We start from the raw sequence: 25,959 nt of genomic DNA, 5'->3' as shown, positions 1-25,959 counted from the left end.
CCCGCCTCTGCGCCGACACGCCGTGTTGCGGCGTATTCGTATCGCACGTTCTCGCCACTAACGGGTGTGTCGACATCAGGCTGCCTGCGCTCGCGCTCGGTAGGCAGATCTGACCCGCTCGACAACCGCACCCGGGTCATTGGCCAGCTGGTCGCGGCTGACGCGCATAAGCTTCCAGCCCATCGTCGCGATGAACTCCTGCCGCTCGATGTCCCGGCGATGCTGCACAGAATCACCCCAGTGCTGCGCCCCGTCGAACTCGGCCGCCAAGCGTTCGGCTCGCCAGCCCATATCGAGGCGAACAATCCGCCCGTTCGGACCTCTGAGCTCAATCTGCGTCTCAGGACGTGGCAGCCCACCCCCGACAAGACAGAGCCGTAATCTAGTCTCTTGCACAGATTCTGCACCTGGGTCTGCAAGGAAGAGCACGTTCTGCAGACGCCGAAGACCGCGAGCACCGTGGTGTCGTGCGATCAATGAATCCACCTCCGCAGCATCACAATCACGGAGCAGCACATCCGTCAGCTCGACGGCCCTCGCTGAATGCACTCGTCGACCGATATCAAAGATCGTCCTCGCTGGGGTGGTCACCGCGACGTCTCCGACGATCGTGCATTCATCGGGCAAGAGGCAATCACCTCGGATGACAATTCCCTCTGGAGCATTACGTCGCGAGCGATTCAGCTCGACCACGCGTTCGGCAGAGATGTACCGATTGCCCAGTAACGCCGCCGCCGACACCCCGCACACCACCGCCTGACGGCCCGCCCACAGGTACGCCGCCTTCGCCCGCACGCTCGCCGTCAATTCAGTTCCGGCAGGAAGGTACACGTCGCGGAAAACCGGGTCGTAGTGCTGACGAAGCTCATGCCGTGTGAGCACACCCGCAGCGAGGGCCTCGCTGCCCACAATGAGTTTGTCCATGGCCGGACCCTGCCACGCACCACCGACAACACCTGCCCTCGCGCCGACACGCTTGTTAGTGGCGAGAACGTGCGATACGAATACGCCACTACACGGCGTGTCGGCGGAAAGGGGCGGCCGCGCGGAAAAGGCCCCCGCCCCTAGAAGCCGAGCTTGCCGAGCTGCTTGGGGTCGCGCTGCCAGTTCTTGGCGACCTTGACCCGCAGATCCAGGAAAACCTTGGTGCCGAGCAGCTTTTCGATCTGCTTGCGCGCGTTGGTCCCGACCTCGCGTAGCCGCGCGCCACCCTTACCGATGACGATGCCCTTTTGACTGTCCCGCTCGACATAGAGAATCGCGTGCACATCGATCAGCTCCGAACCCTCGGGGCGACCCTCGCGTTCGTTCACCTCGTCGATCACCACTGCCAGCGAGTGCGGCAGCTCATCGCGGACGCCTTCGAGCGCCGCCTCACGGATCAGCTCGGCCATGAGCACCTCTTCGGGCTCATCGGTCAGTTCGCCGTCGGGGTAGAACGCGGGACCCGGTTGCAGCTTCGACGCCAAAACCTCTGTCAGCACCTCGACTTGGGCACCGGAGACAGCGGACACCGGCACGATGTCGACGTCCGGCCCGACGAGCTGCGACACCGACAGCAGCTGCTCGGCCACCCGCTCCTTGCTCACCTTGTCGATCTTGGTGACGATCGCGATCAGCGTGGTACGCGGTGCGACGAGCTTGATCTGCTCGTAGATCCACTTGTCACCCGGCCCGATGCCCTCATCGGCCGGGATGCACAGGCCGATCACATCGACCTCGGAATACGTATCGCGCACAAGGTCGTTGAGCCGCTGCCCGAGCAGCGTGCGCGGTCGATGCAGCCCGGGAGTGTCGACAAGCACGATCTGGAAATTCTCGCGGTGCACGATGCCGCGGATCGTGTGCCGGGTGGTCTGCGGCCGGTTCGACGTAATGGCGACCTTCTGGCCGACCAGCGCATTGGTCAACGTCGACTTACCGGTGTTGGGCCGCCCGACAAAACAGACGAAACCCGAACGGAATTCGGGCGAGGTCACAGCTGCCCCGCAGGCACGCCGGTGCGATCGGTGACGATGACCGTCGCCGACGGCGAAAGCTCGCGCACCGCAGCCAGGCCCGGATCCTCGTGTGAACCGCCGACCAGCACCGCCGCCTCGATGACCGAGGCTCCACTGGACACCGCCGCCGCCACCGCCGCCTGCAACGCCGTCAACGACAGCGCCGAAAGCGACACCGGCGCACCGGCGTAGGTGCGGCCGTCGCCGTCGCGCACCGCCGCCCCCGACTTCGCTTCGGCACGCCCCATCGCTCCACGGGCCAGCACGACGAGCTTGTTGTCTTCCGCATCCAACTCAGTCATCTTTTTCCTCCGTTTTCTCGTCGCCTGCCGCCGTGCCGCTGTCGGGGTCGGGTTGCACCAGAATCGTGCCGATGCGCACCCGGCCGCGCGTATCGGGACCACCCTCGGCCTGTAACAAAAGTCCGTGCGAGGCAGCCTTGGCCCCCGGCAGTGGAACGCGCCCCAGCTCAAGCGCCAGCAGCCCGCCGACGGTCTCGACGTCCAAATCCTCGTCGAACTCGATGTCGTACAGCTCCCCCAGGTCCTCGATCGGCAGTCTGGCGGAGACACGAAACACCTTGTCGTCCAGATCTTCCACCGGGGCGACCTCGTCATGGTCATACTCGTCGGCGATCTCCCCGACGATCTCCTCCAGCACGTCCTCGATGGTCACCAGCCCGGCGATCGCCCCGTACTCGTCGACCAGCAGCGCCATATGCTTGCGGTGCTGCTGCATCTCACGCAGCAACGCATCCAGCGGCTTGGAGTCCGGGATGAAGACCGCAGGCCTCATCACCTGCGCCACGGTGACGTCGCGCCCACCATTGACCGAGTAGTACGTCTGCTGGACAAGGTCTTTGAGGAAGACCACGCCGACGACGTCATCCACGTTCTCCCCGACCACCGGAATGCGGGAGTGCCCGCTGCGCACCGCCAGAGAAGTCGCTTGACCAGCCGTCTTGTCGGATTCGATCCACACCATCTCGGTGCGCGGCACCATCACCTCGCGGGCCGGCGTATCGCCCAGCTCGAACACCGACTGGATCATCCGGCGTTCGTTATCGGCCACCACACCGCGCTGCTGTGCCATGTCGACCACCTCGCGCAGCTCGATCTCGGAGGAGAACGGTCCGTTACGGAAACCGCGTCCGGGCGTCACCGCGTTGCCGAGCAGAATCAGCAGCCGCGAAATCGGGCCCAGCAGCACCGAAATCACCTGCAGGGGAACGGCGGCGCCCAGCGCGATCGAGTACGCGTGCTGACGCCCCAACGTGCGCGGGCCCACCCCGATGGCCACGAAACTCGTCACCACCATGACAATCGCGGAAATCATCAGCGCCGCACCAAGGCTCATCCGCGCGGTGAGGTAGCCGACCAGGAACACCGTCGACAAGATCTCGCAGGTGGTACGCAACAGCACCACCAGGTTCACATAACGCGGACGCTCCCGGATCACCACCGAAAGCCGCACCGCACCGGGCCGCTCCTCGCGGACCAGCTCGTCGACACGCGCCGAGGACACCGTGTTGATGGCCGCATCGATGGCCGCGAACGCGCCGCCCAGGCCGACGAGCGCGATCGCCGCCAGCAGCAGCCCTATGCCAGACATCACTCGTCGAAGTTGCGCGACTTGTCGAGCAGACGGCTATCTCGGTACAGCTGGGCCTGCTGCTCGTACCAATCCTGCAGCAGCTGGTTCTGCAGCGCGAACATCTCGCGCTCTTCCTCGGGCTCGGCGTGGTCGTAGCCGAGCAGGTGCAGCACCCCGTGCACCGTCAGCAGCGCCAGCTCGTGCGCCAACGAATGTCCGGCTGCCTCAGCCTGTTCGGCCGCGAACTGCGGGCACAGCACGATATCGCCCAGCATCGACGGCCCGGGCTCGGGCGCATCAGGACGTCCGCCAGGCTCCAGTTCGTCCATCGGGAACGACATCACATCGGTGGGACCGGGCAGGTCCATCCACCGCATATGCAGGTCGGCCATCGCCGCCAGGTCGACAAGCATCATCGAAAGTTCGGCGGCCGGATGGACATCCATTGCCGCAATGGCGAATCGTGCGACGCTGACCAACTCGCCCTCGGCGACGTCGATACCCGACTCGTTGACTACCTCAATGCTCATCGGTGCCGGCTCCGGTTCCCCGACGCGCGTCGCTGCGCACGGTTGCCTGTCAAGTCCGAGTCCTCAAACCGCGCGTAGGCATCAACGATCTCCGAGACCAGCCGGTGGCGCACCACATCGGCACTGGTCAACTCCGAGAAGTGAATTCCCTCGATATTGTCGAGAATGTCCATGGCGGCGCGCAGCCCGGAACGGGCGTTGCCGGGCAGGTCGACCTGAGTGATGTCACCGGTCACCACGATCTTGGAGCCGAAGCCCAGCCGGGTGAGGAACATCTTCATCTGCTCGGCGGTGGTGTTCTGCGCCTCGTCGAGAATGATGAACGCGTCGTTGATGGTCCGGCCTCGCATGTAGGCCAGCGGCGCGACCTCGATGACCCCCGCATCCATCAGCTTGGGAATCAGCTCGGGATCCATCATGTCGTGCAGCGCGTCATACAGGGGCCGCAAGTACGGGTCGATCTTCTCGCTGAGCGTGCCGGGCAGGAACCCCAGCCGCTCCCCCGCCTCCACGGCCGGGCGCGTCAGGATGATGCGGGTGACTTGCTTGCTCTGTAAGGCGTTGACCGCCTTCGCCATTGCCAAGTAGGTCTTACCGGTCCCGGCCGGGCCGATGCCGAAGACGATCGTGTTGGCGTCGATCGCGTCCACATAACGCTTCTGGTTCAACGTCTTTGGCCGGATCGTCTTGCCGCGCCGCGACAGGATGTCCAGGCTCAGCACCTCGGCGGGCGACTCGTCCCCATCGCCGGTCAGCATCCCCACGGTGTGCCGCACGGTCGACGGCGTGAGCTGCTGACCGCGCCGGGCGATCACGATCAGCTCGGAAATCACCCGCTCGGCAAGCGCGATATCGGCGGGCTCGCCCGTGAAGGTGATGGTGTTTCCGCGGGCGTGGACATCGACGGGAAGGACGTCCTCAAGCTCTCGCAGGTTTTCATCGGCTGAACCCAGCAGGCCCATGATGAGGTCATTCGGAATCTCGACGCTGCTGCGTACTTCCGAAGCCGGCGCAGCGGCACCTTGTTCTCGGCTCGTCACGTGGTTACGGTCGCCTGCTTTCTTGGGTTGTGAAGTTGCTTCGAGTTTACCGCTGGCAACCGTCAGCCTCCACGCCTTTGTGCGTCAGCGGAGCGCCTGCCCACCGATCCGTGAGCACCCCGAGCGCGCCCAGCGCGACGGCAGCGGCACTGGACGTGCGCAACACCGTCGGACCCAAACGCACGGCGGCCGCGCCCGCGTCGGTCAAAACTCCCAGCTCCTCGTCGGCGACACCCCCCTCGGGGCCCACGATCAAGACCACCGACGACGACGCGGACAGCCGCTCACCCAAGACACTCAGCCCGGAATCCGCCGATTCATGCAACACCAGCACCACGGCACCGTCGGTGATCCGCGCCCGGACCAGCTCGGCCAGCTGCGCGGTCGAGTGCAGTGCGGACACCGCCGGCACGAAGGCCCGCCGGGACTGGCGTGACGCCGCCCGCGCCACCGCCTCCCAACGCTGCTGCCCCTTCGCCGCCTTTGCGTCCCAGCGCGACACACAGCGCTGCGCCTGCCACGGGACGATCTCGTCGGCACCCGCCTCCACCGCCAGGTCGACAGCGAGCTCGGAGCGATCGGATTTGGGAAGCGCCTGCACCACAGTCACTTTGGGCGCCGCGACGACCACGCCCCAGCGTCCGGTCACCTCGATCGACAACGTGGCGCGCTCAACGGAGGCGACCACGCCGTCACCGACCTCACCCGCGCCATCGCACACCATGACCGGCTCACCGACCCGCATGCGCAGCACCCGCGTTGCGTGATGTCCCTCATCGCCGTCGAGGATTACCCGTTCACCGGCGGCGGGGACGTGGTCAACGTAGAAGATCGTGGCTGCCGCCATCGATTACCGGCCCGTGAACGCCTCGCGCAGCCGCGAGAACACCCCGCCGGATGCGGATTCGGCCCACACGACCTCGGCGCCGTCCTTGTGACGGGTCCGGAAGTCCTTCAAGAGCTCGCGCTCCTTGGCGTCCAGCCGCGTTGGCACCACCACGTCCAGGTGGGCGTGCAGGTTGCCGCGCACACCGGTGCGCAGATGGGGCATGCCCTTACCGCGCAGCGTCACCACCGACCCGGGCTGCGAGCCTGGCTCGACCTTGATGGTGGTGTCGCCATCGAGGATCGCGTCGACGGACACGCTGGTACCCAGCGCCGCCTCCACCATCGGGACGCGGACCGTGAAGTGCAGGTCGTCCCCGTCACGAATGAACACGTCATGTGGCTTCTCGTGCACCTCGACGTACAGGTCACCGGCCGGTCCACCGCCGGGGCCGACCTCACCCTGCGCAGCAAGGCGCACCCGCATGCCGTCGCCGACACCGGCCGGGATCTTGACCGTGATCTCGCGACGCGCGCGCACCCGGCCGTCGCCACCGCACTTGTGGCATGGATCGGTGATGACCTCTCCGGCCCCCTGGCACGTCGGGCAGGGGCGCGAGGTCAACACCTGGCCAAGTAGGGACCGCTGCACCGTCTGCACCTCGCCACGGCCACCACAGGTCTCGCAGGCGCTCGGTGCCGAGTTTCCGTGGGTGCCCTTGCCCGCACATCCGTCGCACAGAATCGCGGTGTCGACCGTCACCTGCTTGCTGACGCCGGTCGCGCATTCCACCAGTTCCAGGCGCATCCGCAGCAGAGAGTCGGACCCGGGCTGCACCCGTCCGCGCGGACCGCGTGATCCGCCGGCCGAACCGCCGAAAAATGCCTCGAAGACATCGCCCAGGCCACCGAAGCCCGAACCGAAACCGCCGAACCCGTTGCCACCGCCGCCGTTCTCCAGCGGGTCACCGCCGAGGTCGACGATGCGCCGCTTCTCCGGATCGGTCAGCACCTCGTAGGCGACGCTGACCTCCTTGAACCGCGCCTGCGCCTGCTCATCGGGGTTGATGTCGGGGTGCAGCTCGCGGGCGAGCTTGCGGTACGCCCGCTTGAGTTCGCTGTCGCTGGCACCCTTGCTGACCCCAAGAATGCTGAAGTAATCACGCGCCACTGTGCCTGTTACGTCCTGTCTAGTTCACATACTGCTAGCGATTGGCTAACACTTCGCCGATATACATGGCAACCGCCGCGACGTTCGCGATGGTTCCCGGGTAGTCCATCCGTGTGGGCCCCAGCACACCCATACCGCCGAACACCGCTCCGCCCGCACCATACGGGGTGGAGACAACGGAGGTGCCGATCATCTGCTCAGCAGCGGTTTCGTGACCGATGTGCACGGTGACCCGGCCCGCCTCCTGCTGTGCGGCGAGCAAGCGCAGCACCACCACCTGCTCCTCGAGCGCCTCCAACACGGTGCGCAGCTGACCGCCGAAATCGCCCGCGTTGCGGGTCAGATTGGCGGTGCCGCCGAGCAGCAGGCGTTCCTCGTGATGCTCGACGAGCGTTTCCACCAGCACCGTCGCCGCGCGCGTCAGGGGGTTGCGCAGGTCATCGTCGGACTGTTCGGCCAGCTCGGCGACGGCCACCGAGGCCGCCGACAGCTTCTTGCCGTCCAGGGCCGCGCCCAGCAGCACCCGGAGGCGGCCCAGTTGCTCGTCGTTGATGACGTCGCCCAGCTCGACGATCCGCTGATCAACCCGCCCGGTGTCGGTGATGACCACCAACAACAGCCGGGCCGGGGTCAGCAGCACCACTTCCAGGTGACGCACGCTCGACGAGGACAGCGTCGGGTACTGCACCACGGCAACCTGACGAGTCATCTGTGCCAGCAGCCGCACCGCGCGGCATAACACGTCATCGAGGTCGACGCCGCCTTCCAGGAAGTTCAGGATGGCCTTGCGTTCGGCACCCGAGAGCGGTTTGACGTCCTCGAGCCGGTTGACGAATTCGCGGTAGCCCTTTTCGGTCGGAATGCGTCCTGAACTGGTGTGCGGCTGCGCGATGTAGCCCTCGGCCTCGAGTACCGCCATGTCGTTGCGGACGGTGGCGCTGGAAACGCCGAGTCCGTGCCTGTCGACCAGGGCCTTGGAGCCGATCGGCTCCTTGGTGGTGACGTAATCGGCGACGATGGCGCGCAGCACCTCGAAGCGTCTGTCATCGGCACTGGCCATGGTCACCTCCCTCGGAGCAGCGATTTGCCTCCCATTTTACGGGGCCAGGCTGCCTCAACCCTCCACCACGGCCGTCCACGCTAACCTCAGGTGTTATGGCGGGATCATTACGGAGTGGTTTGCGGTGATCTTCAAAGGTGTCCGCGAGGGGAAGCCGTATCCAGAACACGGGCTATCGACCAGGGATTGGTCACGCATCCCGCCCCGGCAGATCCGACTCGATGAACTCGTCACCACCACCACGGTGCTTGCCTTGGACCGCCTGCTCAGTGAGGACTCCACGTTTTACGGAGACCTGTTTCCGCACGCGGTGAAATGGCAGGGCGTCACCTACCTGGAGGACGGGCTGCATCGCGCCGTGCGCGCCGCGCTACGCAATCGGGTTGTGTTGCACGCCAGGGTTTTCGATATGGACCAGCTGCGGTCTGTTTAGCCGGCGCTAGTCCAGGATGGTGCGCACCACGCCATCGGCCAGCAGGCGCCCCTGATCGGTGAGCACCAGCCGGTCATCCACCAGTCGTGCCAGCCCCCCGGAAACTACCGCAGGCACTCGGCCACGCTCCTCAACAGTCAAGTCCGCCAAGGCGATTCCCGTATTCAGCCGCACCGCCAGCAGCACATCCTCGGTATGCCGTTCGGCCGGGCCGAGGACCTCGTGCCCGCCGACGGGAAGCTGCCCCTCACCCAGCTGCCTGGCGTAGGTGTTGGGGTGCTTGACGTTCCACCACCGCACCCCGTTGACGTGTCCGTGCGCACCCGGCCCGGCACCCCACCAGTCGCCGCCGGCCCAGTACCCGAGGTTGTGACGACACTGCCCGCCGGGGCGTGCCCAGTTGGACACCTCGTACCAGCTCAGTCCGGCCTGCGACAGCGCCGCATCCAGCAGCTGATACCGGTCGGCCAGGGCGTCCTCATCGGGATTAGGCAGCTCGCCGCGCCGCACACGCCGGGCCAGCGCGGTGCCCTCCTCGACGACCAGCGCATACGCCGACACGTGGTCCACCCCGGCGTCGAGCACCGCATCGATGGACCGGCGCAGGTCATCGTCGGTTTCCCCCGGGGTGCCATAGATGAGGTCGAGATTGACGTGCTCAAGACCGGCCGCACGCGCTTCCCGCGCCGCCGCCACCGCCCTTCCGGGCGCATGCACCCGGTCCAGCGTCGCCAGCACATGCGGGGCCGCAGACTGCATGCCCAACGAGACCCGGGTGTATCCGGCGGCCCGAATCGTCTCGAAGAACGCCGGCGAGGTCGATTCGGGGTTGGCCTCGGTAGTGACCTCGGCACCCGGCGCCAACGTGAAGTGGGCTCCGATCGCGTCGAGCACCTCTGCGAGCCCGGAACCACCCAATAGCGAGGGCGTCCCGCCCCCGACGAACACGGTCTCCACCGGCGGTTTTCCGTCCAGGGTCCGCGCGGCCAGGCCGAGCTCGGCACGCAGCGCCTCAAGCCAGCCCGCGGGCGAGGTGCCGTCGCCGAGTTCGTCGGCGGTGTAAGTGTTGAAATCGCAGTATCCGCAGCGTGTGGCACAGAAAGGAACATGCACATAGATCCCGAACGGGCGTCCCGGCGCCGGCACCAGGGGCGGCAGGGCGGCAATCGTTTCGGGTCTCACCGGTCCAGTGTGTGCCAGGGTCGACGGCAGAAAAAATCTGCGCGGTCAATAGCGGGAATCCCCCAAGCCCAATAGAGGTTTTGCTCACAATGAGCGGAATTACGACCCGGTCGTGTGGGGTGCCAGTTTCTCATGGCACAATTGGCCGGGTGAGCACACATCAGGTCCCTCTTGTCGCGCGGCGACACATCGACCTGAAGCGTGTCTGTAGCGCGTGTTGTCTCCCTTAGTGACGTAGTCCTACCCGTCTGCCACCCAAACGGTCGTGAGGATTTGCGCCTCCGGTCAGCCCCCGGTGTGTCGCCCACGACTGTGCCTGCCTTTCTGAGGAGCACCATGACCACCAGCGAGACCCGGCCCGCTCGCCCGAAGCCACAGCGCAGCGAGGGCCAGTGGGCCCTCGGAGAACACGAGCCGCTGAACCCCAATGAGCAAGCCAAGAAGGACGATCACCCGCTGAACGTGCGGGAGCGCATCGAAACCATCTACGCCCACAAGGGCTTCGAGAGCATCGACAAGACCGACCTGCGTGGCCGCTTCCGCTGGTGGGGTCTGTACACCCAGCGCAAGCCGGGTTTCGACGGCTCCTGGACCGGCGACGAGAACACCGACATGCTCGAAGACGATCACTTCATGCTGCGGGTGCGTTCAGACGGCGGCGCATTGACGACTCAGGCGCTTCGCACCCTGGGTGACCTGTCCACCACGTACGCACGGGACACCGCCGACCTCTCGGACCGCGAGAACGTGCAGTACCACTGGATCCGGGTCGAGGACATGCCGGAAATCTGGCGCCGTCTCGACGAGGTGGGTCTGCACACCACGCAGGCCTGCGGCGACTGCCCCCGCGTGATCCTGGGCTCGCCGCTCGCCGGTGAGTCCCTGGACGAGGTGCTCGATCCGACGCCGGCCATCGACGAGATCGTGCGCCGCTACATCGGAAAGAAGGAGTACGCGAACCTTCCCCGCAAGTTCAAGACGGCCATTTCCGGTCTGCAGGATGTCGTGCACGAGATCAACGACGTCGCCTTCATCGGCGTGGTGCACCCCGAGCACGGCCCGGGCCTGGACGTGTGGGTGGGCGGCGGCCTGTCGACCAACCCGATGCTGGCGCAGCGCCTCGGCGTGTGGGTGCCACTGGATGAGGTGCCCGACGTGTGGGAGGGCGTCGTCAGCATCTTCCGTGACTACGGCTACCGCCGTCTGCGTGCCAAGGCCCGGTTGAAGTTCCTGGTCAAGGACTGGGGCGTCGAGAAGTTCCGCGAGGTTCTCGAGACCGAATACCTGAAACGCCCGCTCATCGACGGGCCCGCCCCGGTGCAGCCGCCGCGGCCCATCGACCACGTCGGTGTGCAGCGACTCAAGAACGGGCTCAACGCCGTTGGTGTCTCCCCCATCGCGGGCCGAGTGTCCGGCACCATCTTGTCGGCGGTCGCCGACATCGCCGAGAAGGCGGGATCCAACCGGGTCAGGTTCACGCCGTACCAGAAGCTGATCATCCTCGACGTCCCCGATGAGAACCTGGCGGAGCTCACCGCCGCACTGGACGCGCTCGGATTGCCGTCACGTCCGTCGCACTGGCGCAAGAACCTGATGGCCTGCACCGGTATCGAGTTCTGCAAGCTGTCGTTCACCGAAACCCGCAAGCGGGCACAGGATCTGGTGCCCGAGCTGGACAAGCGGCTGGACGATCTCAACGCGCAACTGGATACTCCGGTCACCATCAACATCAACGGCTGCCCCAACTCGTGCGCGCGTTCGCAGGTCGCAGACATCGGCTTCAAGGGCCAGATGGTCGATGACGGCGAGGGCAACAGCGTCGAGGGCTTCCAGGTTCACTTGGGCGGAAGCCTTGGCCTGGATAGCGGATTCGGCCGCAAGCTGCGTCAGCACAAGGTCACCAGCACCGAACTCGGCGATTACATCGACCGGGTGGTCCGCAACTTCGTCAAGCAGCGCACCGACGGAGAGCGCTTCGCGCAGTGGGCAGTTCGGGCCGAGGAGGCGGATCTGCGATGAGCGTGCTGGAGGGCCAGAAGAACCTCGACCAGCTGCGCGAGCTGGCCGAGCGCGGCGCTGCCGAACTGCAGGATGCCTCTGCCGAGGAACTGCTGCGCTGGACCGACGAGAACTTCGGCGGCGAGTACGTCGTCGCCTCCAACATGCAGGACGCCGTACTCATCGACCTTGCCGTACAAGTGCGTCCGGGCGTCGACGTCTTGTTCCTGGACACCGGATACCACTTCGCCGAGACCATCGGCACGCGCGACGCCGTGGAATCGGTGTACGACATCCACATCGTCAATGTGGCTCCCGAGCAGACGGTGGCGCAGCAGAACGAGCTGGTGGGCAAGGACCTGTTCGCGAGCAACCCCGGCGAATGCTGCCGCCTCCGTAAGGTTGTGCCGCTGCGCAAGTCGCTCTCCGGATACTCGGCGTGGGTGACCGGGTTGCGCCGTGTCGACGCCCCGACCCGCGCGAACGCACCGCTGATCAGCTTCGACGAGGCGTTCGGGCTGGTGAAGATCAACGCGATCGCCGCATGGTCCGACGAGGACATGCAGAAGTACATCGACGAGCACGGAACCCTGGTGAATCCGCTTGTGGACGAGGGTTATCCGTCGATCGGCTGTGCCCCGTGCACGGCCAAACCGGCACTGGGCGCCGACGCGCGCAGCGGCCGCTGGCAGGGCATGGCCAAGACCGAATGTGGGCTGCACGCCTCATGACGACAACGGAGACCGAAATGGAGTCTGTGTTGAATCAGACGGAAACACTGACCGACCTCGAATCCGAGTCGATTCACATCATTCGTGAGGTGGCCGGCGAGTTCGAGCGCCCGGTGCTGCTGTTCTCCGGCGGCAAGGATTCGACGGTGCTGCTGCACACCGCGCTCAAGGCCTTCTGGCCCGCCCCGCTTCCCTTCGCGCTGCTGCACGTCGACACCGGACACAACCTGCCCGAGGTGCTGGACTTCCGCGACGAGATCGTCGAACGCCACAACTTGCGCCTGGTCGTCGCGAAAGTCGAGGACTACCTGGCCGACGGCCGCCTGACCGAGCGGCCCGACGGAATCCGCAATCCGTTGCAGACCATCCCGCTGCTCGAGGCCATCACCGACAACAAGTTCGACGCGGTGCTCGGTGGAGGACGTCGCGACGAGGAGCGCTCGCGAGCCAAGGAGCGCATCTTCAGCCTGCGCAACGCGTTCGGCCAGTGGGATCCCAAGAAGCAGCGTCCCGAGCTGTGGAGCCTCTACAACGGCCGGCATGCCCCGGGCGAGCACGTGCGGGTGTTCCCGATCAGCAACTGGACCGAGTTGGACGTGTGGCGCTACATCGCTCGCGAAAACGTACAGCTGGCCGACCTCTACTACGCCCACCAGCGCGAGGTGTTCAACCGCGACGGCATGCTGCTGACCCCCGGCCCCTGGGGTGGACCGCGCGATGGCGAAGAGCTGCAAACACTTTCGGTGCGCTACCGCACCGTGGGCGACGGCTCGACCACCGGCGCGGTGCTCTCGGATGCCGCCGACGTCCATGCCGTGCTCGCCGAGGTGGCCGCATCACGGATCACCGAACGCGGCGCGACCCGCGGTGATGACCGAGTGTCCGAGGCCGCCATGGAAGACCGCAAGCGAGAGGGCTACTTCTGATGATGGCTTGCACGAAGAAACAAGGACAGAGCTGATCATGAGCGATCTTCTGCGCATTGCCACCGCCGGCAGTGTCGACGACGGTAAGTCCACCCTGGTGGGTCGGCTGCTGTACGACACAAAGTCGGTACTCATCGACCAATTCGATGCCGTCACAAAGGCTTCCGAGTCACGCGGGCTCGATGCCCCCGACCTCTCGCTGCTTGTCGACGGTCTGCGCGCCGAGCGCGAGCAGGGCATCACCATTGACGTGGCGTATCGGTACTTCGCCACCCCGAAGCGTTCGTTCATCCTCGCCGACACCCCCGGGCACGTGCAGTACACCCGAAACACGGTGTCAGGGGCGTCGACCGCACAGCTGGTGATCCTTCTCGTCGACGCTCGTAAGGGTGTCATCGAGCAGACCCGCCGTCACGCGGCGGTGCTGGCACTGCTGGGGGTGCCACGGCTGGTGTTGGCGGTCAACAAGATCGACCTGGTGGCCGATAGCGCCCGTATCTTCGAGGCGATCAGCGCCGAGTTCAACGAGCTGACCAGCTCGCTGGGCTGGAAGCCCGAGAACGTCGTGGAGATCCCGGTCTCGGCGCTGCATGGTGACAACATCGCCACCCGCAGCGAGCGGACCGGTTTCTACAGCGGGCCCACCCTCATCGAACATCTGGAATCGATTCCGGCACATGAGGAGTCGAGCACCGTAGGCCTGCGTTTCCCAGTCCAATATGTGATCCGTCCGCGTACCGCCGAGTACCCCGACTACCGCGGTTACGCCGGGCAGGTCGCCGCCGGTGTGGTGCGGGTGGGCGACGAGGTGGTCATATCGCCCGCCGGGCAGCGCACCACGGTGGCGGGCATCGACACCGCCGATGGGCCGCTCGAGGTCGCCGAGGCGGGCCGCAGCGTGACATTGATCCTGGCCGATGATGTGGATGCCTCACGGGGCGATCTGATCGCAGCTCCCGACGTGTCCGAGCCGGTGTCGGAGATCGAAGGCACCGTGTGCTGGCTGGCCGACAAGCCACTGACGGCCGGCGCGCGCCTGCTGCTCAAGCATGGCACCCGCACCGTTCCCGCGATCGTCGGCGAGCTGGTGGAGCGCTTCGACGAGCAGAACCTGTCGGCCGATCCCGCACCGGAATCATTGAAGCTCAACGACATCGGACAGATCAGCATTCGCCTCGCGGAAGCGATCAGTGTGGACGAGTACGTCGATGACCGGACCGCGGGGAGCTTCCTGCTGATCGATCCGTCGAGCGGCAACACGCTGGCGGCGGGACTGGTCGGCGACGCGCTACGCGCCGTCGAACTGAATCGTGCCTAATCCGACGCTCCTTGCCGTCGCACACGGAAGCCGCGACCCACGGTTCGCGGAGAATGCGCGCCGATTGGTAGCGCAGGTGCGGTTGCTCCGGCCCGACCTTGATGTTCGGCTGGCGTTTCTGGAGCTCTCCGAGCCGAATCTGGTTGACGTGCTGGGCGATCTGAGCGGCGAGGCGGTGGTGGTGCCGTTGCTGCTGTCCGACGCCTACCACGCCCGGATCGACCTGCCGACGGTGCTGTCCTCGGCGCCCTCGCGGTTGCGAGTCACCCAGGCTCCCGTGCTCGGGCCAGATCAGCGGCTGCTGCGCCTGGCCCGGCGCCGGGTGGTCGAGCTCGGCAAGGACAACCCCGGCGTGATCCTGTCCGCGGTCGGATCCTCGGACTCCATAGCCAACGACCGCACCCGCTCGCTCGCCGCGCAGTGGGAGATCTCAACGACAGTTTTCGCCACCGGCGAATCGACCACCCTTGCCGACGCCGCGGACTCGCTGCGTTCCCGTGGCGCCACGGAAATCGTTGTCGCACCGTGGTTCCTGTCCTCCGGCCTGCTACTGGACCGGGTGCGCGCCGAGGCCGCAGACGCGGGCATCCACGTGGGGGCACCGCTGGGCTCTAACCGGCTGGTCGCAGAGGTCGTGGTGCACCGGTACGCGTCGGCGGTCGCGGCACCGGTCCCGGTAGCGCACTGACAAAACCCACAGCACGTCCGCGCCACACCCCGGACGAACGCATTGTTATATGCGCATGTCTGCCGTAGGGTCGAATGTGTGACCAGCACCGAGCACAAGACCCACGACCACCCCGACCACGTTCACGGACCTGACTGCGGCCACGAGGCAGTTGCTCACGAGGACCACGTGGATTACATCCACGACGGGCACCGCCACGCCCCGCACGGCGATCACTACGACGAGCACTAGAGCGCGATAGACAAATGGCCCCCGGAGAACCGGGGGCCATTTTCTTGTCGGCTTTCTGAAAAGCAGCGACGCCCTAGGACGCGACCTCGGCCAGATCGCCCAGATCGGGAACGCGAGTCACGCGCACATATACCTGGTCGCCTTCGTGCAACCCGAGCGCCTCGGCGTCTCCGCGGGTGATCTGGGCGGTGAACTGTTCCCCGGTCGCGGCACTGGTCAACTCGACCCGCACCTCGAAACCGAGGTACACGACGCGTCCCACCGTCGCCTTCGTCACCCCGGTGGTCTCGCCGGTACCCTCCGCCGCGGCGCGGGAGAGGTCGGCATTGCGCCCCACACGAATATCGTGCGGGCGCACCAGGATTCCATTCAGCTTGGCCACCGGCCCCAGGAAGGACATCACGAAGCTGTTCGCCGGGCGGTCGTACAGGTCGTCAGGAGAACCCACCTGCTCGATGCGGCCCTTGTTGAGCACCGCGATACGGTCGGCGACATCGAGGGCCTCGGCCTGGTCGTGGGTGACCAGCACCGTGGTGACATGCACTTCCTCGTGCAGCCGGCGCAGCCAGGCCCGCAGATCCTCACGCACCTTGGCATCGAGCGCGCCGAACGGCTCGTCCAGTAGCAGCACCTCCGGGTCGACGGCCAGTGCGCGTGCCAGCGCCATGCGCTGGCGCTGGCCACCGGAAAGCTGATTGGGGTAACGGGTGTGAAAACCCGCCAGCCCCACCACTTCCAGCAGATTGTCGACCTTCTCCTTGATCTCGGCCTTCGGCCGCTTACGGATCTTGAGACCGAATCCGACATTTTCACGCACGGTCAGGTGCTTGAAGGCGGCGTAATGCTGGAATACGAAACCGATGCCGCGCCGCTGTGGCGGAACCCCGGTGACGTCACGTCCATTGATGGTGATCGTGCCGGTATCGGGCTGGTCCAGGCCGGCGATGGCCCGCAACAGCGTCGATTTGCCCGAGCCACTGGGCCCCAGCAGTGCGGTCAGCGAACCCGAGGGCACCTCGAAGTCGATGTTGTCCAGCGCGGCGAAGTCGCCGTAATGCTTGTTCGCGCCGCGAACGGTAATCGCGTCAGTCATTCTGTGGCTCCTTGCTATTCGCTATTGGCTTTTGCTCGTCGCGCATCGATGACCACCTGCACCACCAGGACGATCACCGCAACAGCCATCAGTAGCGCCGAGATGGCATAGGCGCCGTATTCGGCACCGCGCTGATGACGATCGGACACCAGCAGGGTCAGGGTCTGCGATGTCCCGGGCAGGTTCGACGACACCATGATCACCGCGCCGTACTCACCGAGTGTGCGCGCGATGGTGAGCACGATGCCGTAGGTCAGCCCCCACCGGATCGACGGCAGCGTGATACGCCAGAACGTCTGCCAGGCAGTGGCTCCCAGCGTCGCGGCGGCCTCTTCCTGCTCGGTACCCAATTCATGCAGCACCGGCTCGACCTCACGAATGACGAACGGAATCGTGACGAAGATGCTGGCGAGCACGATGCCCGGGAACCCGAAGATGACCTTGAGCCCGAAATCGTTCTCGACAAACCCGAATACTCCCGCCGACCCCCACAACAGAATCAGCGCGACACCCACCACCACGGGCGAGACCGCGAACGGAAGGTCGATGATCGCCTGCAGCACGGCCTTACCGCGGAACTTATTCCGCGCCAAAACCAATGCCGTGGGGATGCCGAAGATGACATTCAACGGCACCACAATGGCAACCACCAGCAGCGACAGCTGCAAGGCCGATATCGCGGCCGGGGTGGCAATCGACTCGAAGAACGCACCGACCCCGGGCTCGAACGTACGCCACAAAATGAGGCCGACCGGAACGATCACCAGGATGCCGATATACAGCAGCGCCGCATAGCGGGCCACATACTTGACGAGCGGTGACGGCGTCACTGCGCCAGCTCCTCCCGCTTAGCCGCACGCGAACCGATGGTGCGCAAGACGAACAACACGACAAACGAAATAATCAGCAGCACAATCGAGATCGCCGCAGCACCGGTGCGATCGTCGTTCTCGATGAGCGTCCTGATCCACTGCGAGGACACTTCCGTCTCACCGGGCACCGCACCACCGATCAGCACCACCGAGCCGTACTCGCCGATGGCACGCGAGAACGCCAGTCCCGCACCCGATAACAACGACGGAAGCAGGGCCGGAAGGATCACCGCACGGAAGATCGTCCAGTTGTCGGCCCCCAGGGAAGCGGCGGCCTCCTCGACAGACTGGTCGAGTTCCAAGAGAACCGGCTGTACGGAACGCACCACGAACGGCAGGGTGACGAACAGCAGCGCAATCCCGATGCCCCACCTGGTGTGTTGGATATGGATGCCCACCGGGCTGCCCGGCCCGTACAGCGCGAGCATCACCAGGCTGGCCACAATCGTCGGCAACGCGAAGGGCAGGTCGATGACGGCGTCGACCAACCGCTTGCCGGGAAAGTCGTCACGAGTGAGCACCCAGGCGACCAGTAGCCCGAAGAACAGGTTGATGACGGCCACGCCGAACGAGACCCCGAGGGTCACCTTGAACGAACTCACCGCGGCGTTGGAGGTGATCGCGTTCCAGAACGCGGTCCATCCACCGCCGGCGGACTGCCAGACTATTGCGGCCAGGGGCAGCAGCACGATGATGCTGAGCCAGATCGATGCCGCACCGACCCGCAGCGAGGTACTGCCGTACCGACGCGTCAATAGGCCCCCCGTCTGCCCGGCACCGACCTCACGGTCGGGCCGGGCAGACGATTTCGGCTCGGAGGCCGGTTCCGTCGATTGTTCGGTCGCTGTCATCCGGTGGCCTTCTTGTAGATCTTGGTGATGCTGCCGTTTTCCTTGTCGAACAACGCGGGATCGACTGTCTTCCAGCCACCCAGCTCGGCGATGGTCCACAGCTTCTCAGGCGTCGGGAAGTCCTTGGCGAATTCTGCCGTAACAGCCGGATCGACGGGACGGAAACCTGCCTCAGCCCAGAGCTTCTGCGCCTCCGGGGTGTACAGGAAGTTCTTCAGGGCGTTCACCTTGTCCTGGTGGGCGCTGCCCTTGACGACGGCAACCGGGTTCTCGATCTTGAACGTCTGCGGCGGGTTGACGTGCTCGACGTCTTTACCCTGGCGTTCGACGTTGATCGCCTCGTTCTCGTAGCTGATCAACACATCACCGCTGCCCTGCAGGAAGACGTCGGTGGCCTCACGCCCGGAACCGGGACGCTGCTTGATGTGCTCGCCGACGAGCTTGCTGATGTAGTCGATGCCCGCCTGCTCATCGCGGCCACCGTTGCTCTTGGCCGCGTAGGGGGCCAGCAGGTTCCACTTGGCCGAGCCCGAGCTCAACGGGCTGGGAGTGATGACCGTGATACCAGGCTGGAGCAAGTCATCCCAGTCCTTGATGTTCTTCGGGTTGCCCTTGCGCACCACGAGAGAAACGACGGAGCCGAAGGGCACACCCTTGGTGGCGTCGGCGTTCCAATCCTCGGAAACCTTGCCCGCCTTGACCAAACGGCTCACATCGGGCTCCACCGAGAAATTGACGATATCGGCCGGCTTACCGTCGACCACGGCACGGGACTGATCGCCGGACGCACCATAAGAGGTAGTAACCGCGACACCCTTGCCCTCCGCGGTGTTCGCGAATGCCGGAATGATCTTCTTCCAGCCAGGCTCCGGCACCGCATAGGCAACAAGAGTCAAGGTGGTGTCGGCATCCGAATGCGACTCACCGCCGGCAACGTCACTGGATCCCCCACCGCAGGCGGCGAGAACTGTTGCCGCTGTGGCAAGAACTCCGATGTGGCGCCACCGGCGGGCACCGACCGTCTTCGCGATCTTGAGCATGAGGACCTTTCGTGGGATGACGATTACCTGGGACAGATATCTCATGTAATCCCGTGACGACAGAAAGGCAGCGAAACAGCCAGTGGGCTTCAAACTAGCCGCTACCGACACCAAACCGCGGACGGGATGGGTCTAGCGACAACAGTGAACGTCTGCAACCGCGCATGTACCGACCGCAATGAGCGCCAGGATGTGGCGCACGCGGTTACCCCGGGCGGCGGAATGCATGAGCGGAAGCGTAGCAGAGCCTCTTAATGCCGTCTTTACGGCTGAATCAGCAGGTAGAAGCACTATTGCGTCAACAGTCAGTAACTACCGGCTCAACAGCCAGGCGACTATGACCAGAACGGCCAGCGCAACCAGCGCCAACGTGACACGCGACTGCGGCATACCGCTCATGAAAGGTCCGCCTGAGTGGCCGGGGCTACCCGATTTTCCACAGCGTGGCGACGCGCGGCCTGGTACCAACGACCGAGCCGATTCGTCAGGCTGAGCAGCAGAAACAGGATCTTGTCACCGGCAACAGCCATCGCATAGGCCAACACCAGCACAACCGGCATCACGATGATCGTTTGAAGGATGAACCCGCGTCCGCTGAGCCACAGCTCCACACCGTCCCACCAACTCAGGAGGCCGATCACGCTGTCGCTGTTCACGCGGGCCAGTTTAAGCGGACCATGCCGCGGGCCTTTCGGCGCAGGGCAGACTGGATACCGATGAGTCACTTGCGCGCGAAGTGCCTGTTCCTGGTGCTCGCATTCTCCGCGCTGTTCAGCGGGGCCCACATCGCGGCAGCGGACTCTGCCGTCGCGGGCGCCGACGTGCAGGTCGCGCAGAGCCTTGGGGATCGCGAGCTCACCGTGGTGGCTCGCCGGGTGACCAGCATTCCCGGCCCGCTACGTGTCGACGTGATCGCTCACCGGGGCACCGCGGCCGGTCCACTGCGCGTGCAGCTTGTGCCCACCGGCGCCAGCATCGAGGAGTACCAGCCCGCGCCAGGTGTGCCCACCTCCACAGCGCTGGTCGTGCTCGGCGAGAAACCCGGCCCGTACGGCGCAACTCTCGATGTCGACCGCCCCGGGCCCACCGACCTCACCATCAGTGACGGCGTCCACACCGCCCGGATCCCGTTGGTCCTGGTCGGCCAGGCGATGTCGCCACCCGAGCGGGTGGCCTATCTGGGTCTGGCGACCACCGGGCTGCTGCTGGTGGTCTCGCTGGTGGTCGCCACTCGGGTGCGCTGCGGCGTGTGGATCGCGGTGCCCGTGACCGCGACCGTGACGGCCCTCGCGATCGCCATCACGGCGGCAGTGCTGTCTACGTCCGCCCCGCCACCGCCCGAGCCGGGTCCACAACGGGACCCCACTGTCGACAACGCCGCCAACCCTTACCTCCTCGATCGCCCCGCGGTCACCGACTACTCCCGGCCTTCGGCCATGCTCGTCGCCGAACAATCGGATGTGGATTCGGGACGCACGACAGACGTCGACTTTTCGCTGATCGACACCGCGACCGGGCTGCCCGCCGATGACCTTGTCATCCACGACAGTGCGTTGATTCATCTGCTGGTGGTGGCTCCGGATGGGCGGCTATCTCACCTGCATCCGATAAGGGTTGCACCGGGCCGCTATTCAGTGCAGTTGTCACCGGAAGGCGCCGGCCGGTATGCGGTCTCGGCAGAGTTCGTACGACGCGGAGGTGGCGTACAGACGGTGCGCCTGCCCGGTGGACTGACATCACGTGGCGGAAAACCCACGGCTCCGGCGCCGTTCGAAGGACCCGGCATGCGCATGCTCGACGGGCAGCATGTGCACGTGAAGGCCGTCGGCCTGCGCGCGGGACGACCGACAACGCTCTCGGTGACCATCGGGGCCGATCCCGTACTGCAACCGTGGCTGGGCATGCTCGGCCATCTGGTGATCGCCGGCCCAATCCCGCGCGACGTCCCCGTTGGCGAACTCGGCACCGCGGTGCAAGATTCGGCGGTCTGGGCCCACGCCCACTCCATGGGCGGGCATGGCGGTACCGACATGCCCGGCATGGACCACAGCACCGGCCATGTGCCCACGCAGGATGATGCGATGCCGCCCATGGTGGGGGCACCGCCCCTCAACGGCGACAGTCCACCCGACGAGACGGTGGCGGCCTTCGGCCCCGATGTGCCGTTCACCTTTACGTTCCCCAAGCCGGGCCGCTACCTCGCATGGATTCAGGCACAGCGCGACTACCGGGTGCTGACGATCCCGGTACGACTGGATATCTCATGACCCGTCAGGTGTGGGCAGGGCTCGCGCTGATCGTTGCCGCGATCCTGGGACTGGCGTGGATTGCCTGGCCCAGCGCACCCGAGACCGTCACGCTGCATTCGGGTACCGAGCACTACGTCGTCGCCGTGACAGTAGACAACCCCCGCGTCGGGATGACTGCGCTGGAAGTCGCCATCACCAAGCGAGAGGATGACGGTTTCCCCGAATCTCAATCGGTATCAGTGGAATTGGCCATGCCGCTGATGGGTCACGCCGTGCCGCCGCTGCGCGAGGTGATATCCGGCCGCACGAAGTTCGACCAGGTGATGCTGTCGATGGCAGGGCCCTGGGACATCATCGTGACCGTCACGCCACCCTCCGGCGATCCCGATGAGCGCACGACGATGCCACTATGGGTGAGTGGAGGTTGACATGAACGCCGAGACGGGCACCGCAGGCGCCGGTACCGAACAGATGCCGCGGATCACCCGCACCGTCATCGAGAAGTACGCGCCACTGGGCGCATACGGTGTGCTGCTGGGCAGCGTAGTGGGTGCGGTGGGGACCACCTGGGATGTCGAATGGCATGACGATGTAGGCCCGGATACGTTCTTCACGCTGCCACATCTGTTCCTGTATTCGGGCAGCGCGATCGGCGGAATCACCAGCCTCATTATGGTTTTGATGGTCACCGCCGCGCAGCGCGCGGGCGAGGACGTACCGCGCTGGGTGGGCGGTGTACCGATCCGGGTGTTCGGGGGAAGATTCACCGCTCCCCTGGGCTTCCTACTCTCCGGCTGCGGCGCCGCGTCGTTTCTCATGTACGGGCTGCTGGATCTGTGGTGGCACACGGTCTATGGGTTCGACGCCGTCCTGGCCTCTCCCCCACATTTCGCACTATTCGTGTCCGGAACCGTCACCGACCTCGGCAGCATTGTCACCTTTGCGGCGGCACGCCGATTCCGTTGGGGTGTAGTGGGTTTGATGGCACAGGCGTCACTGGTGGCGGCGATGACGGCCATTCCGTTCACGGCGCTGTTCCTCTTCAAGTTCGATTTCAACCCGATTTCGCTGGGCTCGGCGTTCATCGTTCCGCTCGTGCTGCTGCTCATCGCGGGCGTCGTACGCTCGCCGCTGGCGCCCCTCGGGGTCGCGGCGATCATGGGCGCCATTCAAGCCATCTTCTGGTGGTTTTCACCCTGGGCCGCACACGAATACGCCGCGGCAGTGGGGTTGCCGTTACGCGACGATCTCTGGGGCGGGCCACCCACGATCCCGGGAATGATGCCCATGTTCCTCGCGATCTTCGCGGTACTCGCCGCCGGGCTGCTGCACCTGGCCGGGGACCGAAAATGGCAACGGTGGCCGACTACCGTCATCGGCGCCATCCTGGGCTCGGTTGCGGGTGTGGGTTATCTGCTGCAGGGCGCGATGCTGTATCGGCAGGGCACCGAAACCGTGAGCAACTACGTCACCGTCGGCCTGGCCGGACTGGCGCTGGGCGCACTTGCCGGATTTCTGGCGCAACGCATCGCGCTGATGTTGCGGGTGCCCGGAAACGATGCCGACACCGCGGAGGCCGTCGCGTGAGACACATTCGAATCCTGTTGTCACTCATCACAGTCATCGGCCTGTCCCTGGGCCTTAGCGTCCCTGCCAACGCCTACGCACCCGTGAATGTGGTGCACACCGAACAGGTCACCGTCGGCCCCTATCCCCTGACCGTCGGGTTCTCGACCTGGCCGCTACGCGCCATGCAATCACTGGACTTCACGTTCATCCCCGCCGGCGGGATCGTCGGCAAGTCAGGCACCCTCACCATTGTGTCGCCCGACGGGAAGCAAGGGCATGCCGAACGGCTGGCCCGTCATCCGCGCAAGCGCGAGGTCTGGGGGCTGGATGTCCGGGCACTACAGGAAGAGGGGCATCACCAGTTCATCTTCGATATCACCGGACCGCAGGGCCCCGGGCAGGGCATTCTTGATCTGGAGGTGCTGCCCCAACCGGGACCACCGCTGGCCCTGAGTTGGATCGTCTCGTTGATACCGGTATTCGCCTTGGCGGGAGTATTGATCGTGGCGTGGAGGAGAACTCGTGACCAAACCTGAAAGCTCGCAAAGCACCACATGCGCTATCGCCGGCGGCGGACCGGCCGGAATGATGCTGGCGCTGCTGCTCGTACGCGGCGGAGTCGACGTCACGGTGCTGGAGAAGCATCCCGATTTCCTGCGCGACTTCCGCGGCGACACTGTGCACGCCAGCACACTGAATCTGCTGGATGAACTGGGGCTCGGCCCGAAATTCGCGGCCATGCCCCACAACTTGGTCGAACAGGTCACCGTCGACCTCGGGGAGCAGACATACCGCGTGGGCGATCTCAATCGACTTCCGGGGCCACACAAACACATCGCGATGGCACCCCAATGGGACTTCCTGGAGATGCTGGCCAGTGCCGCGGCAGCCGAACCCACCTTCACCTTGCTCCGCAGCACCGAGGTGACCGGGCTCCTGCGCGCCGGCGACCGCATCACCGGTGTCGAATACCGCACCGCCACAGGAGAAACCGGACAGCTCAAGGCGGACCTGACAGTGGCCTGCGACGGTCGCGGGTCGGTACTTCGCGCCGCCGCGGGCATGCGGCCGCGGCAGTTCGGTGTGCCCATCGATGTCTGGTGGTTCCGCCTTCCCAAGCATCCCGACGATCCTCAGGGACCACGCGCCCGGGTGGGCACCAACCGATTCATGGTGATGCTCGATCGCGGCGAATATTTCCAGTGCGGGTACCTGATCGGAAAGGGCACCGACTCGCAGATGCGCAGCGGCGACGTGCAGGTGTTGCGCGATCGGATCGCCGAAATGGTGCCCTGGCTAGCTGGCCGCACCGATGCCATCACCACCTGGGATGATGTGAAACTGCTTGATGTGCAGCTCAATAGGCTTCGTAAGTGGTATCGCGAAGGCCTACTGTTCATCGGCGACGCCGCCCACGCCATGTCTCCTGTCGGCGGGGTCGGCATCAACCTTGCGATCGCCGACGCGGTGGCGGCCTCCCGTATCCTTGCCGAGCCGCTGCGCACCGGGTCTCTCACCATCGCCGACCTGCGCAAGGTACAGCTGCGGCGGTGGGCCCCCACCGCACTGATCCAGCGGGTGCAGCGGGCCGTCCACCGGAGGGTGTTCTCGGCGGTGGGGTCGAACACCACTGTCACCCCCAGCACCAAAGTGGCATCGGTGTTGTCCATTGCCACCAAATACCCATGGCTACAGGCAGTTCCTGCCTACGGGGTGGCGATCGGGCCACTGCCCGAACACGCCCCAGATTTCGCGCGGCGTCCCCCTACTGGCTGAGTATCGCCTGCATTCCGGGGGCGACCCGATCACGAATCTTCGCCCACGGCACCGTAACCGGCACAAAATCTCCGGCGACGTGGGGAACGGAGACATAGAAGGTCAAACCGGTGGGCACCGGAAGCCAGTGCAGAAACTGTTCAGACTTCATGTCCCCGGCTGCCCTGATCCGATCGGGTGGCCCAAGCTCCTGAGCCAACTTCCGTAACTGCTCCCGTGCCGCACCCTGGTCCGCGAACACATCGCCGAACATGATCGGCTGCGCCGTATCGGTGTTGATCGTGATGGTCGCGACCCTGTTGCTGGGGTACGGGCCGCCGCTGTTCGAGAGGAAAACGGCGACTCCCGACAACACATGCGGACCGATGAACACGACCCGACTCGATTCTCCTGCCTGCAGCTGACCGTCACCTACTGTCGCGGGCTTCGTCCCCTTCGGATCGTCCAGGGTCCGCACGACGTCTTTCAGCGCCACGCGCATGCCGTCGTTGAATCGGTCCCTGGCACCGGCCTTATCGCCAGTGACCTGAGGCAATTTGACGTTGTAGTCGACCTTGCCTTGCTTTCCGCTCTCCTGCTGCAGCGTAGGACCAAAACCGAAGGCCGGCTTCGCCGTCGGCGGTGCTTGCGCAGGGGTAACGGACACAACCGGTTTGGATGGGGTCGTGGTGGTGGACGGCGGAGCTTCGGGCATCTGCGTGGGTTGGTCGGGTGGTTTGAGGCAACCGGCGATCACGCCACAGGTGAACACCAGCATCAACGCAACACCACATCGCACAGCCG

General features: G+C 65.4%; 30 protein-coding genes and 1 pseudogene. 13 read left to right on the top strand and 18 right to left on the bottom strand.

Annotated elements, in window-relative coordinates; genetic code table 11:
* Positions 1–75: 75 nt before the first annotated feature.
* From BB28_RS08865 to hrcA, 9 genes are all read right to left on the bottom strand, one after another.
* Positions 76–924, bottom strand: coding sequence for a DUF559 domain-containing protein (locus BB28_RS08865; protein WP_046253235.1), 849 nt, complete (start codon positions 922–924; stop codon positions 76–78).
* A 140-nt stretch (positions 925–1,064) separates the two neighbouring features.
* The gene (gene era / locus BB28_RS08860) at positions 1,065–1,979 is read right to left on the bottom strand and encodes a GTPase Era (protein ID WP_046253234.1); all 915 of its coding nucleotides are present in this window, start codon (positions 1,977–1,979) and stop codon (positions 1,065–1,067) included.
* Positions 1,976–2,302: a cytidine deaminase gene (locus tag BB28_RS08855; protein ID WP_030095195.1), complete on the bottom strand. Its 327-nt coding sequence runs from the start codon at positions 2,300–2,302 to the stop codon at positions 1,976–1,978. Before BB28_RS08855 ends, era begins: the two co-directional genes overlap by 4 nt.
* Positions 2,295–3,611 (bottom strand): hemolysin family protein, encoded by a 1,317-nt coding sequence (locus BB28_RS08850; protein ID WP_046253233.1) that lies wholly within the window; start codon positions 3,609–3,611, stop codon positions 2,295–2,297. Before BB28_RS08850 ends, BB28_RS08855 begins: the two co-directional genes overlap by 8 nt.
* Entirely contained in the window at positions 3,611–4,123 is a 513-nt protein-coding gene (gene ybeY / locus BB28_RS08845) for an rRNA maturation RNase YbeY (protein ID WP_005060346.1), read from the bottom strand. Before ybeY ends, BB28_RS08850 begins: the two co-directional genes overlap by 1 nt.
* Positions 4,120–5,163 carry a PhoH family protein gene (locus tag BB28_RS08840; protein WP_046253232.1) on the bottom strand — a complete coding sequence of 348 codons (1,044 nt, stop codon included), beginning with the start codon at positions 5,161–5,163 and terminating at the stop codon, positions 4,120–4,122. The genes ybeY and BB28_RS08840 overlap by 4 nt, the downstream gene beginning before the upstream one ends.
* A gap of 46 nt (positions 5,164–5,209) precedes the next feature.
* Positions 5,210–6,010, bottom strand: coding sequence for a 16S rRNA (uracil(1498)-N(3))-methyltransferase (locus BB28_RS08835; RefSeq protein ID WP_046253231.1), 801 nt, complete (start codon positions 6,008–6,010; stop codon positions 5,210–5,212).
* A 3-nt stretch (positions 6,011–6,013) separates the two neighbouring features.
* Positions 6,014–7,159 (bottom strand): molecular chaperone DnaJ, encoded by a 1,146-nt coding sequence (gene dnaJ / locus BB28_RS08830; protein ID WP_046253230.1) that lies wholly within the window; start codon positions 7,157–7,159, stop codon positions 6,014–6,016.
* A 34-nt stretch (positions 7,160–7,193) separates the two neighbouring features.
* The gene (hrcA, locus tag BB28_RS08825) at positions 7,194–8,219 is read right to left on the bottom strand and encodes a heat-inducible transcriptional repressor HrcA (RefSeq protein ID WP_046253229.1); all 1,026 of its coding nucleotides are present in this window, start codon (positions 8,217–8,219) and stop codon (positions 7,194–7,196) included.
* 124 nt (positions 8,220–8,343) lie between these two features.
* Here hrcA and BB28_RS08820 point away from each other — a divergent pair, with 124 nt between their 5' ends.
* On the top strand, positions 8,344–8,652 hold the full coding sequence (locus BB28_RS08820; protein WP_030095189.1) for a type II toxin-antitoxin system VapB family antitoxin: 309 nt from the start codon (positions 8,344–8,346) through the stop codon (positions 8,650–8,652).
* Positions 8,653–8,658: 6 nt separating this feature from the next.
* Here the strand turns inward: BB28_RS08820 and hemW are convergent, their stop codons facing one another.
* Entirely contained in the window at positions 8,659–9,834 is a 1,176-nt protein-coding gene (gene hemW / locus BB28_RS08815; protein WP_046253228.1) for a radical SAM family heme chaperone HemW, read from the bottom strand.
* An 89-nt stretch (positions 9,835–9,923) separates the two neighbouring features.
* On the opposite strand from hemW, the gene BB28_RS25805 reads away from it, so the two are divergent.
* The 7 genes from BB28_RS25805 to BB28_RS24500 all read left to right on the top strand — a co-directional run bounded on the left by BB28_RS25805 (position 9,924) and on the right by BB28_RS24500 (position 15,726).
* Positions 9,924–10,064, top strand: a complete 141-nt coding sequence (locus BB28_RS25805) for an Ms4527A family Cys-rich leader peptide (protein WP_418039178.1) — start codon at positions 9,924–9,926, stop codon at positions 10,062–10,064.
* Between the two features lie 106 nt (positions 10,065–10,170).
* Positions 10,171–11,853, top strand: coding sequence for a nitrite/sulfite reductase (locus BB28_RS08810; protein ID WP_046253227.1), 1,683 nt, complete (start codon positions 10,171–10,173; stop codon positions 11,851–11,853).
* The gene (locus tag BB28_RS08805; RefSeq protein ID WP_046253226.1) at positions 11,850–12,563 is read left to right on the top strand and encodes a phosphoadenylyl-sulfate reductase; all 714 of its coding nucleotides are present in this window, start codon (positions 11,850–11,852) and stop codon (positions 12,561–12,563) included. Before BB28_RS08810 ends, BB28_RS08805 begins: the two co-directional genes overlap by 4 nt.
* Positions 12,560–13,489, top strand: a complete 930-nt coding sequence (gene cysD / locus BB28_RS08800; RefSeq protein ID WP_046253225.1) for a sulfate adenylyltransferase subunit CysD — start codon at positions 12,560–12,562, stop codon at positions 13,487–13,489. The genes BB28_RS08805 and cysD overlap by 4 nt, the downstream gene beginning before the upstream one ends.
* 37 nt (positions 13,490–13,526) lie before the next feature.
* Positions 13,527–14,807 (top strand): sulfate adenylyltransferase subunit 1, encoded by a 1,281-nt coding sequence (locus BB28_RS08795; protein ID WP_046253224.1) that lies wholly within the window; start codon positions 13,527–13,529, stop codon positions 14,805–14,807.
* A complete protein-coding gene (locus tag BB28_RS08790; RefSeq protein WP_046253223.1) occupies positions 14,800–15,495 on the top strand; it encodes a sirohydrochlorin chelatase in 696 nt (231 codons plus the stop codon). Before BB28_RS08795 ends, BB28_RS08790 begins: the two co-directional genes overlap by 8 nt.
* Before the next feature lie 78 nt (positions 15,496–15,573).
* A complete protein-coding gene (locus BB28_RS24500) occupies positions 15,574–15,726 on the top strand; it encodes a hypothetical protein (protein WP_057968846.1) in 153 nt (50 codons plus the stop codon).
* Positions 15,727–15,799: 73 nt separating this feature from the next.
* Here BB28_RS24500 and BB28_RS25800 read toward each other — a convergent pair whose 3' ends face one another.
* The 7 genes and pseudogenes from BB28_RS25800 to BB28_RS08760 form a co-directional block, all read right to left on the bottom strand.
* Positions 15,800–16,126: a TOBE-like domain-containing protein gene (locus tag BB28_RS25800; RefSeq protein WP_419952892.1), complete on the bottom strand. Its 327-nt coding sequence runs from the start codon at positions 16,124–16,126 to the stop codon at positions 15,800–15,802.
* Between the two features lie 30 nt (positions 16,127–16,156).
* Positions 16,157–16,819 (bottom strand): annotated as a pseudogene (locus tag BB28_RS08780) (sulfate/molybdate ABC transporter ATP-binding protein); the annotation flags it as partial.
* A 14-nt stretch (positions 16,820–16,833) separates the two neighbouring features.
* Positions 16,834–17,649: a sulfate ABC transporter permease subunit CysW gene (gene cysW, locus BB28_RS08775; protein ID WP_046253220.1), complete on the bottom strand. Its 816-nt coding sequence runs from the start codon at positions 17,647–17,649 to the stop codon at positions 16,834–16,836.
* Positions 17,646–18,542, bottom strand: coding sequence for a sulfate ABC transporter permease subunit CysT (gene cysT / locus BB28_RS08770; RefSeq protein WP_081252234.1), 897 nt, complete (start codon positions 18,540–18,542; stop codon positions 17,646–17,648). Before cysT ends, cysW begins: the two co-directional genes overlap by 4 nt.
* On the bottom strand, positions 18,539–19,582 hold the full coding sequence (locus tag BB28_RS08765; RefSeq protein WP_046253219.1) for a sulfate ABC transporter substrate-binding protein: 1,044 nt from the start codon (positions 19,580–19,582) through the stop codon (positions 18,539–18,541). Before BB28_RS08765 ends, cysT begins: the two co-directional genes overlap by 4 nt.
* A 132-nt stretch (positions 19,583–19,714) precedes the next feature.
* The gene (locus BB28_RS25795) at positions 19,715–19,810 is read right to left on the bottom strand and encodes an Ms4533A family Cys-rich leader peptide (RefSeq protein ID WP_367398660.1); all 96 of its coding nucleotides are present in this window, start codon (positions 19,808–19,810) and stop codon (positions 19,715–19,717) included.
* Positions 19,811–19,977: 167 nt separating this feature from the next.
* Entirely contained in the window at positions 19,978–20,238 is a 261-nt protein-coding gene (locus BB28_RS08760; protein ID WP_046253218.1) for a hypothetical protein, read from the bottom strand.
* Between the two features lie 60 nt (positions 20,239–20,298).
* On the opposite strand from BB28_RS08760, the gene BB28_RS08755 reads away from it, so the two are divergent.
* Genes BB28_RS08755 through BB28_RS08735 form a run of 5 tightly spaced genes read left to right on the top strand, consistent with a single transcriptional unit; the run spans position 20,299 to position 25,176 of the window.
* Entirely contained in the window at positions 20,299–21,849 is a 1,551-nt protein-coding gene (locus BB28_RS08755; protein ID WP_046253217.1) for a hypothetical protein, read from the top strand.
* Positions 21,846–22,259 carry a hypothetical protein gene (locus BB28_RS08750; RefSeq protein ID WP_046253216.1) on the top strand — a complete coding sequence of 138 codons (414 nt, stop codon included), beginning with the start codon at positions 21,846–21,848 and terminating at the stop codon, positions 22,257–22,259. The genes BB28_RS08755 and BB28_RS08750 overlap by 4 nt, the downstream gene beginning before the upstream one ends.
* A gap of 43 nt (positions 22,260–22,302) precedes the next feature.
* Positions 22,303–23,418: a hypothetical protein gene (locus tag BB28_RS08745; protein WP_419894521.1), complete on the top strand. Its 1,116-nt coding sequence runs from the start codon at positions 22,303–22,305 to the stop codon at positions 23,416–23,418.
* Complete coding sequence (locus tag BB28_RS08740; RefSeq protein WP_052740175.1) at positions 23,415–23,936, top strand: hypothetical protein; 522 nt, start codon at positions 23,415–23,417, stop codon at positions 23,934–23,936. Before BB28_RS08745 ends, BB28_RS08740 begins: the two co-directional genes overlap by 4 nt.
* Positions 23,923–25,176 (top strand): FAD-dependent oxidoreductase, encoded by a 1,254-nt coding sequence (locus tag BB28_RS08735; RefSeq protein WP_046253214.1) that lies wholly within the window; start codon positions 23,923–23,925, stop codon positions 25,174–25,176. The genes BB28_RS08740 and BB28_RS08735 overlap by 14 nt, the downstream gene beginning before the upstream one ends.
* Here BB28_RS08735 and BB28_RS08730 read toward each other — a convergent pair.
* Complete coding sequence (locus BB28_RS08730) at positions 25,166–25,954, bottom strand: hypothetical protein (RefSeq protein ID WP_046253213.1); 789 nt, start codon at positions 25,952–25,954, stop codon at positions 25,166–25,168. The genes BB28_RS08735 and BB28_RS08730 overlap by 11 nt on opposite strands.
* Positions 25,955–25,959 lie beyond the last annotated feature (5 nt).

This window comes from Mycobacteroides chelonae CCUG 47445 (assembly GCF_001632805.1).
In the GTDB taxonomy this organism is placed as follows: Bacteria; Actinomycetota; Actinomycetes; order Mycobacteriales; family Mycobacteriaceae; genus Mycobacterium; species Mycobacterium chelonae.
Note: the sequence above shows the minus strand (reverse complement) of the source record. Positions and strands in the feature narration are given on the sequence as shown.